General features: G+C 41.4%; 17 protein-coding genes. 15 read left to right on the top strand and 2 right to left on the bottom strand.

What is annotated here, in order from left to right; translation table 11 throughout:
* The first annotated feature begins 13 nt into the window (after positions 1–13).
* The 13 genes from B9Z54_RS16135 (at position 14) to B9Z54_RS16075 (ending at position 12,108) form a co-directional block, all read left to right on the top strand.
* Positions 14–505: a hypothetical protein gene (locus B9Z54_RS16135; RefSeq protein ID WP_113929341.1), complete on the top strand. Its 492-nt coding sequence runs from the start codon at positions 14–16 to the stop codon at positions 503–505.
* A gap of 55 nt (positions 506–560) precedes the next feature.
* On the top strand, positions 561–1,394 hold the full coding sequence (locus B9Z54_RS16130) for a DegV family protein (RefSeq protein WP_345840743.1): 834 nt from the start codon (positions 561–563) through the stop codon (positions 1,392–1,394).
* 88 nt (positions 1,395–1,482) lie between these two features.
* On the top strand, positions 1,483–2,130 hold the full coding sequence (locus tag B9Z54_RS16125) for an HD domain-containing protein (RefSeq protein WP_113929340.1): 648 nt from the start codon (positions 1,483–1,485) through the stop codon (positions 2,128–2,130).
* Positions 2,127–4,013 (top strand): ABC-F family ATP-binding cassette domain-containing protein, encoded by a 1,887-nt coding sequence (locus B9Z54_RS16120; protein WP_113929339.1) that lies wholly within the window; start codon positions 2,127–2,129, stop codon positions 4,011–4,013. Before B9Z54_RS16125 ends, B9Z54_RS16120 begins: the two co-directional genes overlap by 4 nt.
* 72 nt (positions 4,014–4,085) lie before the next feature.
* Entirely contained in the window at positions 4,086–5,210 is a 1,125-nt protein-coding gene (locus B9Z54_RS16115; RefSeq protein WP_113929338.1) for a conserved virulence factor C family protein, read from the top strand.
* Between the two features lie 259 nt (positions 5,211–5,469).
* Entirely contained in the window at positions 5,470–5,907 is a 438-nt protein-coding gene (locus tag B9Z54_RS16110; protein WP_113929337.1) for a BrxA/BrxB family bacilliredoxin, read from the top strand.
* A gap of 88 nt (positions 5,908–5,995) precedes the next feature.
* Positions 5,996–6,775 carry a class I SAM-dependent methyltransferase gene (locus tag B9Z54_RS16105; RefSeq protein ID WP_113929336.1) on the top strand — a complete coding sequence of 260 codons (780 nt, stop codon included), beginning with the start codon at positions 5,996–5,998 and terminating at the stop codon, positions 6,773–6,775.
* Between the two features lie 278 nt (positions 6,776–7,053).
* Entirely contained in the window at positions 7,054–7,647 is a 594-nt protein-coding gene (locus tag B9Z54_RS16100; RefSeq protein ID WP_113929335.1) for a YpjP family protein, read from the top strand.
* Between the two features lie 1,089 nt (positions 7,648–8,736).
* Positions 8,737–9,381, top strand: coding sequence for an anthrax toxin lethal factor-related metalloendopeptidase (locus B9Z54_RS16095; RefSeq protein ID WP_240189964.1), 645 nt, complete (start codon positions 8,737–8,739; stop codon positions 9,379–9,381).
* A 12-nt stretch (positions 9,382–9,393) separates the two neighbouring features.
* Positions 9,394–10,188: a thymidylate synthase gene (locus tag B9Z54_RS16090; RefSeq protein WP_113929333.1), complete on the top strand. Its 795-nt coding sequence runs from the start codon at positions 9,394–9,396 to the stop codon at positions 10,186–10,188.
* A complete protein-coding gene (locus tag B9Z54_RS16085) occupies positions 10,185–10,670 on the top strand; it encodes a dihydrofolate reductase (RefSeq protein ID WP_113929332.1) in 486 nt (161 codons plus the stop codon). The genes B9Z54_RS16090 and B9Z54_RS16085 overlap by 4 nt, the downstream gene beginning before the upstream one ends.
* A 269-nt stretch (positions 10,671–10,939) precedes the next feature.
* Positions 10,940–11,665 (top strand): lysophospholipid acyltransferase family protein, encoded by a 726-nt coding sequence (locus tag B9Z54_RS16080; RefSeq protein WP_113929331.1) that lies wholly within the window; start codon positions 10,940–10,942, stop codon positions 11,663–11,665.
* A gap of 116 nt (positions 11,666–11,781) precedes the next feature.
* The gene (locus B9Z54_RS16075; protein ID WP_113929330.1) at positions 11,782–12,108 is read left to right on the top strand and encodes a DUF3243 domain-containing protein; all 327 of its coding nucleotides are present in this window, start codon (positions 11,782–11,784) and stop codon (positions 12,106–12,108) included.
* Positions 12,109–12,180: 72 nt separating this feature from the next.
* On the opposite strand, the gene trhA is transcribed toward B9Z54_RS16075, so the two are convergent.
* Together trhA and B9Z54_RS16065 are read right to left on the bottom strand one after the other, a co-directional pair.
* Positions 12,181–12,813: a PAQR family membrane homeostasis protein TrhA gene (gene trhA, locus B9Z54_RS16070; RefSeq protein WP_113929329.1), complete on the bottom strand. Its 633-nt coding sequence runs from the start codon at positions 12,811–12,813 to the stop codon at positions 12,181–12,183.
* A 104-nt stretch (positions 12,814–12,917) separates the two neighbouring features.
* Positions 12,918–13,142: a hypothetical protein gene (locus B9Z54_RS16065; RefSeq protein WP_113929328.1), complete on the bottom strand. Its 225-nt coding sequence runs from the start codon at positions 13,140–13,142 to the stop codon at positions 12,918–12,920.
* Between the two features lie 98 nt (positions 13,143–13,240).
* On the opposite strand from B9Z54_RS16065, the gene B9Z54_RS16060 reads away from it, so the two are divergent.
* A complete protein-coding gene (locus tag B9Z54_RS16060; protein WP_113929327.1) occupies positions 13,241–13,918 on the top strand; it encodes an SOS response-associated peptidase in 678 nt (225 codons plus the stop codon).
* Positions 13,919–14,008: 90 nt separating this feature from the next.
* The gene (locus tag B9Z54_RS16055; protein WP_113929326.1) at positions 14,009–14,257 is read left to right on the top strand and encodes a DUF2535 family protein; all 249 of its coding nucleotides are present in this window, start codon (positions 14,009–14,011) and stop codon (positions 14,255–14,257) included.
* Positions 14,258–14,542: the final 285 nt, after the last annotated feature.

Below are 14,542 nucleotides of genomic sequence, written 5' to 3'. Positions count from 1 at the left end.
GAGGGAAAGGATTATGTTTGATCCTGCAGCCTATGAAAATCTTAAAGTGATTCTGCAAGGAGCTCTATATGATCTTGAATTAGCGGGCTCACTGAAGGTGATTAATAGAAAAGATATTATCGATCTGGCTAGTATGGAAAGGAGGTATTCTTTAACCATCTGCAACCCTGCAATAGATAATGTTACAGTGACGGTAACCTTGACTGCCGGTGCTGAAGAATGGAATGCAGAGGCTTTTCCGGGGATCGGGGGTGAACCCGGAGCTAGGCTTCAAGTTCAATATGAATCAGAAGGAAGTCTATTTTCTGAAACCTTTATTACCAGCTTGCAAGAACGGTGGGGACCCAGCAGGAATATTGAATGGCGGAAAGTTACTTCCACAAGCCGCCCATCTCTTCATCAGGGAATTGTTGAATTTAATCGGATCATTACGGAAGAAATGGTGGATGATTTGGAGGAAGTTGTGGTTCACATAGAGAATTCTTTACTAGAATTATTTTCTTAAGGTTCATAGATAAACAGGGCCTGGACATACACATAGGGTAAGGGGGATGATGATTATGAAGATAGCCTGGGTGACAGACAGTACGGCAAGCAGGACGGTGGAGAAGCTCAATAATGTATTTGTGGTGCCCATGAATATATTGATAGGAGGCAAAGAGTATAAAGATGGCATCGATTTATTTCCGCAGGAACTATTTCATCTTTTAAAAGAAAAGGGTTCTGATGCGAAAACATCTCAGCCATCCATCGGCGTATTCCAGGAGCTCTACTGCAGTCTTCAAGAGGAGTATGATCACATCTTTTCCATTCATGTGTCGGCTGCTTTCAGCGGAACCATTTCTTCTGCCCGCCAGGCAGCACAGCTCGTGGATATACCGGTAACCGTAATAGATTCAAAAATTCTCTCCTATCCTTTGACGAAACTTTTACTGCAAGGTATGGAAGCAGAAAGCAAAGGAATGAGTCCTTCTGAAATAGAAAGGGTCTTATTGGCTAAAATTGATACTGGTGAAACGTATGTTATGGTAGGAAGCCTTGAGCAGCTGCACAAAAGCGGGAGAATGAACGGAGTATCATTTTTTCTTGGTTCCGTACTGAAAATAAAACCGATCCTGGCGATAAAAGATGGAAAACTGGAAGTCGAGGAGAAGGTTAGAAGCACTGTAAAAGGCTACAGCAGGATGAAAGACTATTTAGATGATGTGCTGCAGAGCAAAGAGATCAATGAGGTCTATATTCTTTATGGTTTGAATAAAGGTGAAGCAGATTCCTGGGTGAATGATCTTGCCGGCAAGTACCCTGGAATAAACTTTTCCTCACATGAACTCGGTGCGGTCATTGGAGTTCATGCAGGAGAAAACACTTTGGGAATCAGCTGGTTTGCTGATTGAGAATGAAGGGGGGCGTCCCTCTTCTTTTTTGTCTGATAAAAGCTTTTTTTGTAATCTGTTAAAATAGATAAAAAAGGAGGCACCCTCCATGATAAACAATAATCTCAATATCCTTGAAGAGCTGGTAAAAGAAATTCATGCTGAAGATTCAAGCGGACATGACTGGCATCACATAGACAGAGTAAGGAAACTTGCTTTATATATAGGAAAAAATGAAGGAAGCCACCACCTGGAAAGGATAGAGGCAGCGGCCCTGCTGCATGACGTGGCAGATGACAAGCTAAATGAAAGTGAGCAGGAGGGGCAGGATAAGTTACATAGAGTACTGAATAGTATAGAATTACATAATGGAGAAAAAGAGAAGATACTTGATATTATAGCGGCTGTTTCCTATCGCGGCGGCAAGGAGGAGGCACTTCATACTCTTGAAGCCAAAGTGGTCAGGGATGCAGACAGGCTGGATGCTGTCGGTGCTATCGGAATTGCCAGGACCTTTGCCTACGGCGGCAAAAAAGGCAATCCAATTTATGAACCAGGATTCTCCGTCAGAGAAAAGATGACTCTTGAAGAATATAGGAATGGAAAATCCTCCACTATTCATCACTTCTATGAGAAACTGCTTCTTTTGAAGGATTTAATGTGCACAGAGACTGGAAGAGCAATAGCTGAGGAACGTCATGAATTTATGGAACTTTTTCTTAAGCAATTTTACAAAGAATGGAATGGTCAGCAATGAGGATGTTAACAGTTGAAAATATCACCAAATCATATGGGGAGAAGACCCTTTTCAAAAATATAGGTTTTACAATAACAGAAAAAGAGAGGGCAGGTCTGATAGGGGTCAATGGTACAGGTAAATCAAGTCTTTTGAAAATTATAGCCGGGTTGGATGAGGCTGACAGCGGAGAAATAACCAAGCCAAATGATTATGTTATTTCTTATTTGTCACAGGAACCAGACCTTGACCTTGAATTGAATGTACTCAGCCAGGTTTTCCAGAGTGATGCCGCCGTTATCAAGACCATGCGTGAGTACGAAACAGCCCTGCTGCAGTTAGAGGAAAACCCAGAGGACCAGAGGAATCAAGAAGTTTTATTTGAAGCTCAGAGGCAGATGGAAATCGATAATGCCTGGGATGCCAATGCCAACGCCAAAGCAGTACTGACAAAGCTTGGCATCTCCCAGTTTTCAAAAAAGGTCGGCGAACTTTCCGGCGGGCAGAAAAAACGTGTAGCCTTGGCACAGGTATTGATTGAAACACCTGATCTTCTCATACTCGATGAACCTACAAACCATCTGGATTATCAATCAATTAAGTGGCTTGAGGAGTACTTGTCCAGATATCAAGGTGCCGTCCTCATTGTTACCCATGACAGGTATTTCTTGGACCGAGTAACGAATAAGATTTTTGAACTTGATGGAGGAAGCCTTTATTCCTATAAAGGGAACTATCAGGCATTCATAGAGGCAAAGGCTGAAAGAAATGAACAAGAAAAGAATATAGCTGAAAAACAAAAGAATCTTTATCGCAGGGAACTGGCCTGGATGAGACGGGGGGCAAAAGCTAGGACCACCAAGCAGAAGGCAAGGATCCAGCGATTTGAAAATCTGGAAGATAACACGTCTCCCTCTGGTGCAAGTGATGGAATCGATATGTCTCTTTCAGGCAGCAGGCTGGGCAAGCAGGTCTTTGAATTCAAAGATGCTGTAAAAAGCTACCCCGGACAGGCGATTCTCGATGGATTCAATTACTTGATTAAGCCTGGAGACCGGATCGGCATCGTAGGCAAGAACGGGAGCGGAAAATCTACCTTCCTGAATATCCTGGCAGGTATTGATGAGCTGGATTCGGGAGATTTGAACCAGGGACAGACAGTGAAGATCGCTTACTATACACAGGGCCACGAAGAAATGGATGAAAATATGAGGATGATTGAATATATCAGGGAATCGGGAGATGTAATTACAATAGGAAATGGAGACCAAATATCTGCCGCGAGCATGCTCGAACGTTTCCTGTTTCCCATGCAAACTCATGGAACATTAATCAGAAAACTTTCCGGCGGAGAAAAAAGAAGGCTCTTCTTGCTGAAGTTATTGATGACCAAACCGAATGTACTCCTGCTCGACGAACCTACCAATGATCTTGACACAGAAACATTGACCGTTCTCGAAGACTATATCATGGATTTCTCAGGAGTAGTCATAACCGTCTCACATGATCGTTATTTTCTTGATAAAACAGCTGAGCAGCTCCTCGTCTTTGAAGGAAAAGGTCATATCGGCACCTATCTAGGTGAATACTCAGAATATCTTGCTCAGAAGGCAGATGAGAAGGTTGAAATCAAAGAAAAGAAGCCATCTCTTAAACAATCAGCAAAGCCTGCCTCAGAAAAGAAGAAGAGAATGAACTATAACGAGAAAAGAGAATGGGAAGCAATTGATGACAAGATTGCCCAAACAGAAGAGAAGCTGGCTGAGGCCGAGACCGCGCTTGAAGCTGTCGGAAGCGATTTTGAAAGAGCCCAAAAGCTCATGGATGAAATAGAGCAGTATAATACGGACCTGGAAACGTTAATCGAACGCTGGTCCTATCTTTCCGAAATCGCAGAGGATTAAGCTCATCCGTTCGTAACTTGTTCTGTCTATGTTAAACTAAAGATAATTATGACGGAGAAAGGGGTCAAGTTCATGAGGATCAAATCCATAGAACCAACGCCAAGCCCGAATACTATGAAAATCATTCTGGATGAAGAAATGGCTGGCGGAAAAAGCAACAACTATAAAAGGGAAGATGCGGAGTCGGCACCTAAGCGTATCAAGGACATACTTGAGATTGAAGGAATAAAAGGAGTTTATCACGTAGCCGATTTTCTGGCTGTTGAAAGGAATGCCAAATTTGATTGGCAGGAACTCCTTCCGAGAGTCAGAAAAGCTTTTGGTGAGGATACAGAGGCAGCTGCAGAAGCAATGAAAGCGGATGAGCACTTTGGAGAAGTCACGGTAAGTGTTCAGGAATTCAAAGGAATTCCCATGCAGGTAAAGCTGGCAGATGATTCAGAAGAGAAACGCTTTTCCATGCCCGAACAGTTCGTGAAGGCTGTAGGCGATGCTCAAATGGAAGGGGATAATGTTGTTCTCCTTAGAAAATGGAAAGAACAGGGTGCCCGCTATGGCGAATTGGAAGAAATCGGTGAGAGTGTGGTGGAAGAGCTCCTTGCAGCCTACCCGCAAGATCGTCTTGACTCACTTGTCAAAAAAGCCCGGAATCCAGAAAGTAAAGAAGAGAAGACAGGTAAAGGCGGAAAAAAAGTGACCGTTGAAGATTTCAATGCACCTGATTGGCAGACCCGATATCAGCTTCTTGAAAGCTTGAAAGATCCTGATATTGATGATCTGCCGCTTCTTGAGAAAGCATTGAATGATGAGAAAGCCTCAATCCGCAGACTCGCTGTCGTGTATGTTGGAATGATCGAGGATAAAAAGGTTCTGCCTTTATTGTATAAAGGCTTAAAAGATAAAACAGTGACAGTGAGAAGAACTGCTGGAGATTGCCTCTCAGACCTCGGTTTCAAGGAGGCCATGGATGAAATGGCGGATGCCCTGCAGGATAAAAATAAGCTTGTGCGGTGGCGTGCGGCCATGTTCCTTTATGAAGCAGGAGATACAAGCGTACTGCCTGCTTTAAAAGCAGCAGAAGAGGATCCTGAATTTGAAGTGAAACTGCAAGTGAAAATGGCGATTGAACGGATTGAAGGCGGAGAAGCAGCCAAAGGTTCAGTATGGAAGCAGATGACAGAGGCTAGAAAGCAATAAGGATAAATTTGTTTCTATAAGGTTCTTTTCGTAAAAGACGTAAGATAACCCAATAATTTACCGGCAATATAATGCCAAGTAAGAAAGAAAAGGGCTGCTTCCTCGTCAAAGAAAAATCTTAGTATCCAGCGGATTAATTCTGCTCAAAGGATTTTTCCGAAAGTGAAATGAGGCTTATGAATAGAGATTTCTAAAAAACAAATTTGTAATACCTTAGTCAAAGCCTGAGGGTAGAAATAGGAAAAGGAGATGGATGAGCATGTCAATGGCATATGAAGAATACATGAAACAAGTAGTCAAGCCGATGAGGGCAGAATTAACGCAAGCCGGATTCAAGGAACTGGTAACAGAAGAAGAAGTGGTACAGACAATGGAAGAGTCAGAGGGTGTCTCATTGATAGTCGTAAACTCTGTCTGTGGATGTGCAGCCGGCCTTGCGAGACCCGCAGCCACTCAAACTGTTTTAAACAGTGAAATTCAGCCTGATCAACTCCTGACGGTTTTTGCCGGCCAGGATAAGGATGCCACCGCGAAAATGCGGGAATATTTTGAAGGATATGAGCCTTCTTCTCCGTCCATGGCCATCATGAAGGGAAAGGAAGTTATACATTTCATACCACGGGACAATATCGAAGACCATTCTATTGAAGAAATCATGTCTGATATCCAGAGCGGGCTTGAAAAGACAAAGAACTAAACAGGGGTAATGAATCCAGGGGGGAGGGAATGCGTCATTCCGACTTCCTGGATTTTCTATTACAGACTATGGAAGGGTGACTACAGCTTTGTTGGTTACAACGGCGGGGAGAACAAACAATGAAATGATCGAAAAGGCAAAAAAGGTGGCAGATGAGTTGGGCCTCTCCTATATACATAGAGAAAAGAAAACCGTAAAAGGTCTGAGAGAGAGGTATGGCGAAGATATCCTGGTAGTCGGAAAGGAACGCCTTGAACTATTTTCAGCAGATTCTGATCTGCCTTTCTTCTTCCACCCCAATTCTGCTTCTTTTCGGATGAAGAGGATGCTTAAAGGGCAAAAAGATACATTTATTGAAGCAGCTGGTTTAAAGGAAGGGATGAGCCTGCTGGATTGCACTTTGGGTATGGCTTCAGACAGTATCATCGCCAGTCATGCAGTTGGAAGAGAAGGAAAAGTGAAAGGAATAGAAGCGAGCCGGGCAATATCCTATGTAATTGAAAAAGGGTTGAAAACCTGGGATTCTGGAGTAGTGGAAATGGATGCCGCAATGAAAAGAATTGCTGTTGTAAATGACGATGCTGTGAACTATCTGAGATCATTGCAGGATAACAGTTACGACGTGGTATACTTTGATCCCATGTTTGAGGAACCGATAGAAGACTCTGCCGGAATCAGCCCGTTGCGGAAATGGGCTGTTTATAACCCTATTGACTTAGAATCGGTGGAAGAGGCAATACGTGTCGCAAAGATAAAGGTCATCTTAAAGGAACACTACAACTCACCCTTATTCACAGAACTTGGCTTCCAGGTGGACAAACGTCCATCGGCAAAATTTCATTATGGTTTTATAAATGTCCATGAATAACGGGATCAGCTCTTTTAGCATGATCCCGTCTCCGTGTAAGTATTTTGATCAATCTGTAATAGTAAGGGTAATAAAATAAAACAGCAGAAGCAAGAAACCGATGCTGACCATAATCTCAACGTTCATGGATACTCCTCCTCTATACAAGTTCTTTTAATATAGTACCATATTCCTCATTTAATATCCTTCATAAAATTTTCGAAACCTTTTTGACCATTCATCCGTCTATATATGTATAATAAAAAAGAGAGAGATACATATAGAAAGGAAGAATCTCGATGTCTAATTGGATGAGAAAATCGTTTGTTGTACTGATATCCATTTTAACATTTGGCCTGGTTACTCCCTCACAAGCTTTTTTAAATGAAAATGAGACCTTAAATAAATCTAATACGAAAGCCGCTTCAAGCTTACATAGCCAGACTGAGGTAACCGAAGCTGCGGAAGAAGCCGAAGTTGATCATGAGGTCTTTGTCCAAAAGATGCTGACAGAAGCAGAAAACCAGGCTTATATCAAATTTGGCAGCAAAATCAAGCCGGTCATTGAAAATGAATTCCAGAGTATCATCCTGCCAAAGATCCAAGCTGCAATTGAAGAAACGACAGAGCAATTTCCAGAAAATGAGCTTTCACACTTAACCATTTCAGAAGTTCCTGCTTACGCGAAAAGCGAAAAGATTTTTCACATTTATGATGAACGGAGCGGCGAAGATATCATCCGTTTCCATGTAAGACGGGACCACCCTCCTCTAGAGGGTTACTATTTTAATTTCCATTATCATACAAAGCATGATAACTTTCAGGAGCACCACAGCCTTGGGGATATATACTGGGACAAAAACGTACCTCCTCAATGGAGCAGCCTGTCATAAAATGCTAGAAAACAAGGACGTCAACGCGTAACGGGTTCTGTTTTCGAGTACAAAATAAAAATTTACATATCAAAAGGAGTACCAAATCGCATCGATTTTGACAATCCTTTTTCCTTGGTTTAACGGTATTCTTGTTGGTTAATCTGTTCAATTGGTAATACAAAATGTAACCTAAAAAGCAAATGACAGAACTTTTTGTTCTTCAAAATTTGTGGCACGATTTCCTGTGCACTTTTATTCCCATATTAATATAAAGGAGAGTATATATTTTAAGAAAGTCAGCAATGATTTGATTGGAACGGAAGGTGTGTGACCTCCTGCGGGACTAGCGTGACAGGTGAGACCCCACAGGCGAAGCCGAGGAGGCTCACCGCACGCCCCGCGGAGTCACGCACCTGGAGTGGAAATCAATAGACATTCTTTTTGGGTGTGAATAACTCAACCATTTCTTTGGATAATTTGAAGTTTGTACTTCAAAACAGAACCCGTTAGTCAACGCGTTCTTGTTTTTTTGTGGGAAGAATCACACGAACGGTGTCTTATACAGGTTAGACTCCGAGGAGTGCAAGCGTGCTGGGTACCTGCTGAAACTTCCTTTATTAAAAGTTTTTCCCTTAAGCAAAGAAGAGAAGCCTCGCTTGGGATTTTACTAGGCTCTCTTCGTAAACTTTGTTGCTATTTGATACGAATCCCTAAAAAACAACCATTATACCCTGGAATAATCTGTTGATAATAAAGAAAAGAAAAGAGCTGCTCTCACTGATTTGAGAGGAAACCCTTAGTTTCTTGGGGAAAATCCGGCTCTTTGGATTTTTCTTATAGCACCAATACATGTGTAAACAGCCTTTTCCTAAGAGGCAATACATACGGAAAAGCCGTTAAGTACTTCTTTAACATCTTGACGGATTAATCCGATTTTTCAATAATCTTACAGAGAAATATTATTGTAATATATGTTATACTAGTTTCATAGTCAAACTGACCGTAACCTATTAATTCTAAGCCTCATGCTATAGAAAGGGTGACAATTGGATGTATCAGAAACTTTCATTACTTGTCACTGCTGTCTTTGCAGGAGTCTTTTTTTATATGCAAAATTCCTCAGCTGATTACCCCGGGTTATTACTTGAAAAGGCTCCTATAAAAAAAGACATTAAATTGAATTCTGATATTCTGGAGAAAATTATACTCCTGCCTGAGGAACCATATGATGAATCGCAGGTGCGGCATATTATATACCGCCTTGACCATCTTCCTCCCAGACTTCTGCAATCTGTTCAAACAGAAGGAATTATGATCCGCTTGTTTCAGGATAAGTTAACAAATTTCCCCACGACTCAACACTTGAAAGGAGAGACACCGAGAGGGTACACTAATACAGAAAGAACTTGGGATGAGGTCCCCGGTATCGGAGGTTCCAAGCTGGTTCTTGTGAAAATTGGCCACAGCGAAAAAGGCTCCGGCCACGGATCGATCAATCTTGAACTCCATGAACTGGCACACAGCATCAATCGTTACGTGCTGGATGACCTGTACTATAAAATGAAGTTCACTGCCATTTGGAAGCAGGAAGCTCATCTTCTTTTTCCGGATGAAGGTTATTTCCTTAATTACGAAGAGGAATATTTCGCAGAGGCATTTGCGATGTATTATCTAAACTTGAAAACCAATGAGGAGCTGGAAGAAACAGCTCCAGCGACACACCAATTTTTCAGAGAATTGGAATCTATGTAAAAGGGGTACGACATGAAACAATATCTTGAGCTATGCGAACATGTATTGAACAATGGCACTAAGAAAGGTGATCGGACTGGTACTGGAACAGTCAGCACTTTCGGGTACCAAATGCGTTTTGACCTCAGTGAAGGGTTTCCGATGATCACGACGAAAAAGCTTCATTTGAAGTCGATCATTCATGAACTTCTCTGGTTTCTCAATGGTGATACCAATGTTAAATACCTGCAGGATAACGGTGTCCGCATTTGGAATGAGTGGGCGGACGAAACTGGAGACCTCGGCCCGGTGTATGGAAAACAATGGCGCTCTTGGGAAGGTGCCGGGGGAGAAACAATCGACCAGATATCCGAATTAATCCAAACCATTAAGAACAACCCCGATTCGAGAAGGTTAATAGTAAATGCGTGGAATGTAGGAGAAATCGAAAAGATGGCGCTTCCTCCTTGCCATTGCTTGTTTCAATTCTACGTGGCAGATGGGAAATTGTCCTGCCAGTTATATCAAAGGTCGGCAGATGTTTTCCTTGGGGTTCCGTTCAATATTGCCTCATATGCACTGTTAACAATGATGATTGCCAATGTATGTGATTTAGAGCCGGGAGAGTTTGTCCATACCTTCGGGGATGTTCATATTTATCAAAATCATATAGAACAAGTTAAGCTGCAGTTATCTCGAGAGCCCCGTTCTCTTCCATTCATTCGTATCAATAAGGATGTCAAAGATATTTTCAGCTACACCTTTGATGATTTCTCACTGGAAAATTATGACCCTCACCCCCATATTAAAGGAGTTGTAAGTGTATGATTTCATTTGTTTGGGCAATGGATCAAAATGGTGTCATCGGCCATGAAAATAAACTGCCATGGAGACTTCCTGAGGACTTGAAGTTCTTTAAAGAAACCACAATGGGCCATCCAATCGTAATGGGACGAAAAACGTTTGAATCCATTGGAAAGCCGCTGCCTGGAAGAGAAAACATTATCCTTACGAGAGATGTTTCTTATGAAGCGGAAGGCTGCATCGTATATCATGAAATAGAAGAAGTCCTCCATCATGCAAAAGAGATGGAAGTAGAGGTTATGGTGACAGGCGGAGCAGAGATTTTCGAAAAATTCATCCCCTATGCTGACAAGCTGTATGTGACAAGAATACATGAAACCTTCGAAGGAGACACTTACTTCCCTGATCTAAATTGGGACGAGTATGAACTGGTCTCCACTAAGCAGGGGGTACAAAACGAAAAAAATCCCTATCATTATGTTTTTGAAGAATACAAAAAGAAATAATCAAACATAAAAGCTGACGGGTAGTTCAAATCCTGTCAGCTTTTTCTATGAAGGAATATATTCAGTGGTTTTTTCTAAATAGCTGTTTTCAAATATAGTTGCTTTCGGAAAAAAATTTCAAAATCAGGATTGAATTAGTGACACGTCATGTAAAAATGGCAGTAAAGTAAATACCTATACTATCTTCTATCAAAACTTCCTGAGAAAAGAAGTCAGGCCCACAGAAAAAAGATATAATTACAAAGAGAAAATCAGAAAGGGGTTTCATCATGATTCGTTTCATATATGTACTATCGTTTATGGCATTATATTTGATTTATAGCGTGCCCAATCTTATTAGGATGAAAAAAATTGGCGGACCACTCCCTGTTGAAGAAAAAGACAGGAAGAGACACGCGATGGCCAAACGGTGGGCCAAAGGGATTATTAAACGTACTGGCACCTCCGTGGCAGTATCAGGGGAAGCTTATATTCCCGATGGACCTGTCCTGTTCGTTTCCAATCATGAGGGGGATTTTGATATACCTGTACTATTAGGGTATATAGGGAAACCATTTGGATTCATGTCAAAAATCGAGGTTAAAAAAGTTCCCATCATCAGTGGCTGGATGGATGTTTTGAACTGTGTTTTTGTGGACAGAAAGAATAAACGACAGTCTGTGCTCTCCCTGAGAGAATGTATCGCTAAATTGAAGGACGGCCACTCTCTGGTGGTTTTTCCTGAGGGGACAAGGAGTAAAGGCCGGGGAATCGCCGATTTTAAGACTGGGGCTTTCAGAATTGCCCTGGAAGCCGGGGTACCGGTTGTGCCTATCCATATCACTGGCACAGCCGATATTTATGAAAATCAAAAAAGAGGGCTCAAGCCGGCTTCCGTAAAGATAGACGTCCTGCCAGCTGTTCCTCTCAGTGAATATCAAGGCATGACGCCAAGGGAGATGGCGGATTTCGTAAAGGGAATCATAGAAAACAGCAAGTTAAACAAAGCTTCTTAAAGTGAGGTTTTCTGTCTTTATCAATATTATTATTTCAGTGTGCTCCGGATGGTTTAGTCTAATGCGAACCGGGAATATAGACACTGTAACAATAAATATTAAGGAGATGAGACAGAATGGAACACAATACAAATACTAATGACAGTAAAGTAGGCAACCAAGTAGAAGGCAAACTTTCCGACATGTCAGAGGATAAAAAAGAAGACATTCTTTCCAACTTCGAAAGCTTTAAATCCTATTTGGGTGATAAAGTAGATAAAGCTGACAAATTAGGTTTAAATGAAGAACAGAAAGCTAAAGCGGCTCAGAAAGTCGGAGATTATCTGGCTAAGCACGAAGAGCCGAAAAACCGTGAAGAAAAACTTCTTTATGAACTATGGAAAGCTGGTAATAAAGAAGAGCAGCATATGCTTTCCCATATGCTTGTAAAACTCGTATCCTGATACAGTTAAATGAATGAAGAAAAGACCCTGCTGGATGCCTGCAGGGTCTTTTCTTGTATATAATGCTGATCCTTAAACGTATAGCAGTACACATAGAAACATGAAAGTGCTCCCAGCCAAAACAAATAAGTGCCAAATCGCATGGTTGAATGGAAGTTTGTTCCATACATAAAAAACTGCACCAATTGAATAGAAAACTCCGCCAGTCAACAAGAGAAGAAATCCAGTCGGACTTAAGATTTCATATAATGGCTTGACGGCAATGATAATCATCCACCCCATAAGAAGATAAACCAGGGTTGAAATGATTTGATAACGGTCGACAAAATAACATTTAAAGACAACTCCTGCTATAGCCAGGCCCCAAATGATTCCAAATATGGTCCAGCCTAAAGGGGTTCGGAAACTTACTAGCATAAATGGTGTGTACGTTCCGGCGATCAGCAGATAAATAGCTGAATGATCCAGTATGGCGAACAGTTTTTTGGTTGGGGATGGCTTAAAGCTGTGTAGCAATGTTGAGAATAAATAAAGAAGCAGCATGGTTACCCCGAATATTGTATAACTTACGATATGCCATGCGGTCCCTTTTTCAACCGCAGCCATTATCAGCAGCACAAGAGCAGGGATGCTGAGGAGAAAGCCGATTCCATGAGTGATAGCGTTCGCTAATTCTTCTTTCCAGTCTGTATAATCAAAGGCCAACCGATTTGTACCTCCTTTTTCTATCCTGATTTTATCATAATATGGCGGAGGCGGTATGGCAAATGAAAGATATTAAAACCCAAGAGTAAAGCACACCAGAAAACTTAATGAATATTATCTTTAATCCATTGAAGGGCTTTCTTGTATTCACTCGAGGAAGAAAAGTGGGCGGGCTCTAAGTTTTTTTCATACCAGTTCAATAGATCTTCAGGGTCGTTAAATACCTCCCCGCTTGTATCGCTTTTACGTATGGTATAGATGCCGTTATCCGGATCTATTGTGAGGACAACAGGGATTTCACTATCGACGGAACTAAGTTTATAATCCATATATAACCAACCTCCAATGCTTTTAGTGGGTTTGCTCTAAAAAGTCTTATATAATATGTGTCATAATTGTAATTACATACGAGAGGGAGGCGGCAGGCATGTGTGGACGATTTACACTGACAATATCTTATGAAGAACTGATTGAGAAGTTTCTCATTGACGAACTGGTTGATGAATGGGGACCGAGATTCAATGTTGCCCCATCTCAAATAGTGTTGTCCTTGATTATGGGTAAAGGAAAGCGAAGGGGAGGGCCAATTCAATGGGGACTTATCCCATCATGGGTAAAAGATAAGAAGAGTTGGAAGCCGCTTATTAACGCCAGAAGTGAATCGTTGGAAGAAAAGTCGAGCTTCAAGCACTTGCTGAACAGAAAGAGAACGGCCATTTTGGCGGATAGTTTCTTTGAGTGGGAGAGAGTGGACGGGAAAAAGCAGCCCTATCGCTTTATGATGAAGGATAATGAACCTTTTGCTTTTGCCGGGTTGTGGGACAAGCAGGAAGAAGATAATTCAACAACTGTTTCTTCGACGATCATTACAACTTCTGCCAATGATCTTGTAAAGCCGGTGCATGACAGGATGCCTGTCATCCTTAAAGGAGAGGAAAGTATTAACAAATGGATTTCGACGGGTGAATACAGCTTTAGCGAAGTAAAGGATCTGCTGGCCCCTTTTCCAGCAGAGTCCATGACAAAGTATAAAGTATCACAGGAAGTTAATTCTACCAGGAACGATTTTGAGTCTTGTGTAAATCCATTGGGGAATTTGTCGTAATAAAAAGTTGAAAATCCATCAACAACATTTCTGTCGTAGTGGATTATAAGGTATAATATATTCAAACGGGTGAAAAAGAGGATTGATATTTTGTTACTGAAAAGCCTTGAGTTCAAAAATGGTTATGGACAGAAGGTAAAGATTTTAGACATTCCAGTGTTGGCCAATGATAACCCGCTCTATTTTAAAGTCAATATGCGGCTTCAGATGTTTCTGACAGAAATTAATCAGGCTCCCGGAAAGAAAGTTTTCAGTTTCCGAGATTATTTAAAGAGACATTTGAAATGGCCGGAATACCAAAGTATCTATCATGCCGTAGAATTAAAAAATAATGCATAGCTCTTGATTCGGAAGCACTCCTTTTGGGAGGTGCTTCTTTTTTGATGCAGTATTCGCATATATTGATGTAATTGAAAAACCTCATGTCCCGATATTATTTGGAATACTAAGGTTGTTCTCTATAATCAGGGGAAGCAGCTCTTTCCTTCCTTGTTTACCAGGATACTGCGGGTAAATGATGGCGTTATTCTATGCAATTAATAACAGTTAAGTTAACGAAATGAGCCTTTGAACATGCCGTTTTAAAAAAGAAGCGCCGACAGACAGTAAAACATTTTAAAACGG

The sequence above is a fragment of the Bacillus sp. P14.5 genome (genome assembly GCF_003316765.1).
Lineage (GTDB): Bacteria > Bacillota > Bacilli > Bacillales > Bacillaceae_B > Rossellomorea.
This window is presented reverse-complemented; position numbering and strand designations above follow the sequence as displayed.

What these genes read in the sequence shown, in the direction of transcription:
- B9Z54_RS16135 (WP_113929341.1), top strand. Translation starts at nt 14, where the DNA reads ATGTTTGATCCTGCAGCCTATGAAAATCTTAAAGTGATTCTGCAAGGA.
- B9Z54_RS16115 (WP_113929338.1), top strand. Translation starts at nt 4,086, where the DNA reads ATGAGGATCAAATCCATAGAACCAACGCCAAGCCCGAATACTATGAAA.
- B9Z54_RS16085 (WP_113929332.1), top strand. Translation starts at nt 10,185, where the DNA reads ATGATTTCATTTGTTTGGGCAATGGATCAAAATGGTGTCATCGGCCAT.
- B9Z54_RS16100 (WP_113929335.1), top strand. Translation starts at nt 7,054, where the DNA reads ATGTCTAATTGGATGAGAAAATCGTTTGTTGTACTGATATCCATTTTA.
- B9Z54_RS16125 (WP_113929340.1), top strand. Translation starts at nt 1,483, where the DNA reads ATGATAAACAATAATCTCAATATCCTTGAAGAGCTGGTAAAAGAAATT.
- B9Z54_RS16095 (WP_240189964.1), top strand. Translation starts at nt 8,737, where the DNA reads ATGCAAAATTCCTCAGCTGATTACCCCGGGTTATTACTTGAAAAGGCT.
- B9Z54_RS16120 (WP_113929339.1), top strand. Translation starts at nt 2,127, where the DNA reads ATGAGGATGTTAACAGTTGAAAATATCACCAAATCATATGGGGAGAAG.
- B9Z54_RS16060 (WP_113929327.1), top strand. Translation starts at nt 13,241, where the DNA reads ATGTGTGGACGATTTACACTGACAATATCTTATGAAGAACTGATTGAG.
- B9Z54_RS16080 (WP_113929331.1), top strand. Translation starts at nt 10,940, where the DNA reads ATGATTCGTTTCATATATGTACTATCGTTTATGGCATTATATTTGATT.
- B9Z54_RS16065 (WP_113929328.1), bottom strand. Translation starts at nt 13,142, where the DNA reads ATGGATTATAAACTTAGTTCCGTCGATAGTGAAATCCCTGTTGTCCTC.
- B9Z54_RS16075 (WP_113929330.1), top strand. Translation starts at nt 11,782, where the DNA reads ATGGAACACAATACAAATACTAATGACAGTAAAGTAGGCAACCAAGTA.
- B9Z54_RS16110 (WP_113929337.1), top strand. Translation starts at nt 5,470, where the DNA reads ATGTCAATGGCATATGAAGAATACATGAAACAAGTAGTCAAGCCGATG.
- B9Z54_RS16130 (WP_345840743.1), top strand. Translation starts at nt 561, where the DNA reads ATGAAGATAGCCTGGGTGACAGACAGTACGGCAAGCAGGACGGTGGAG.
- B9Z54_RS16090 (WP_113929333.1), top strand. Translation starts at nt 9,394, where the DNA reads ATGAAACAATATCTTGAGCTATGCGAACATGTATTGAACAATGGCACT.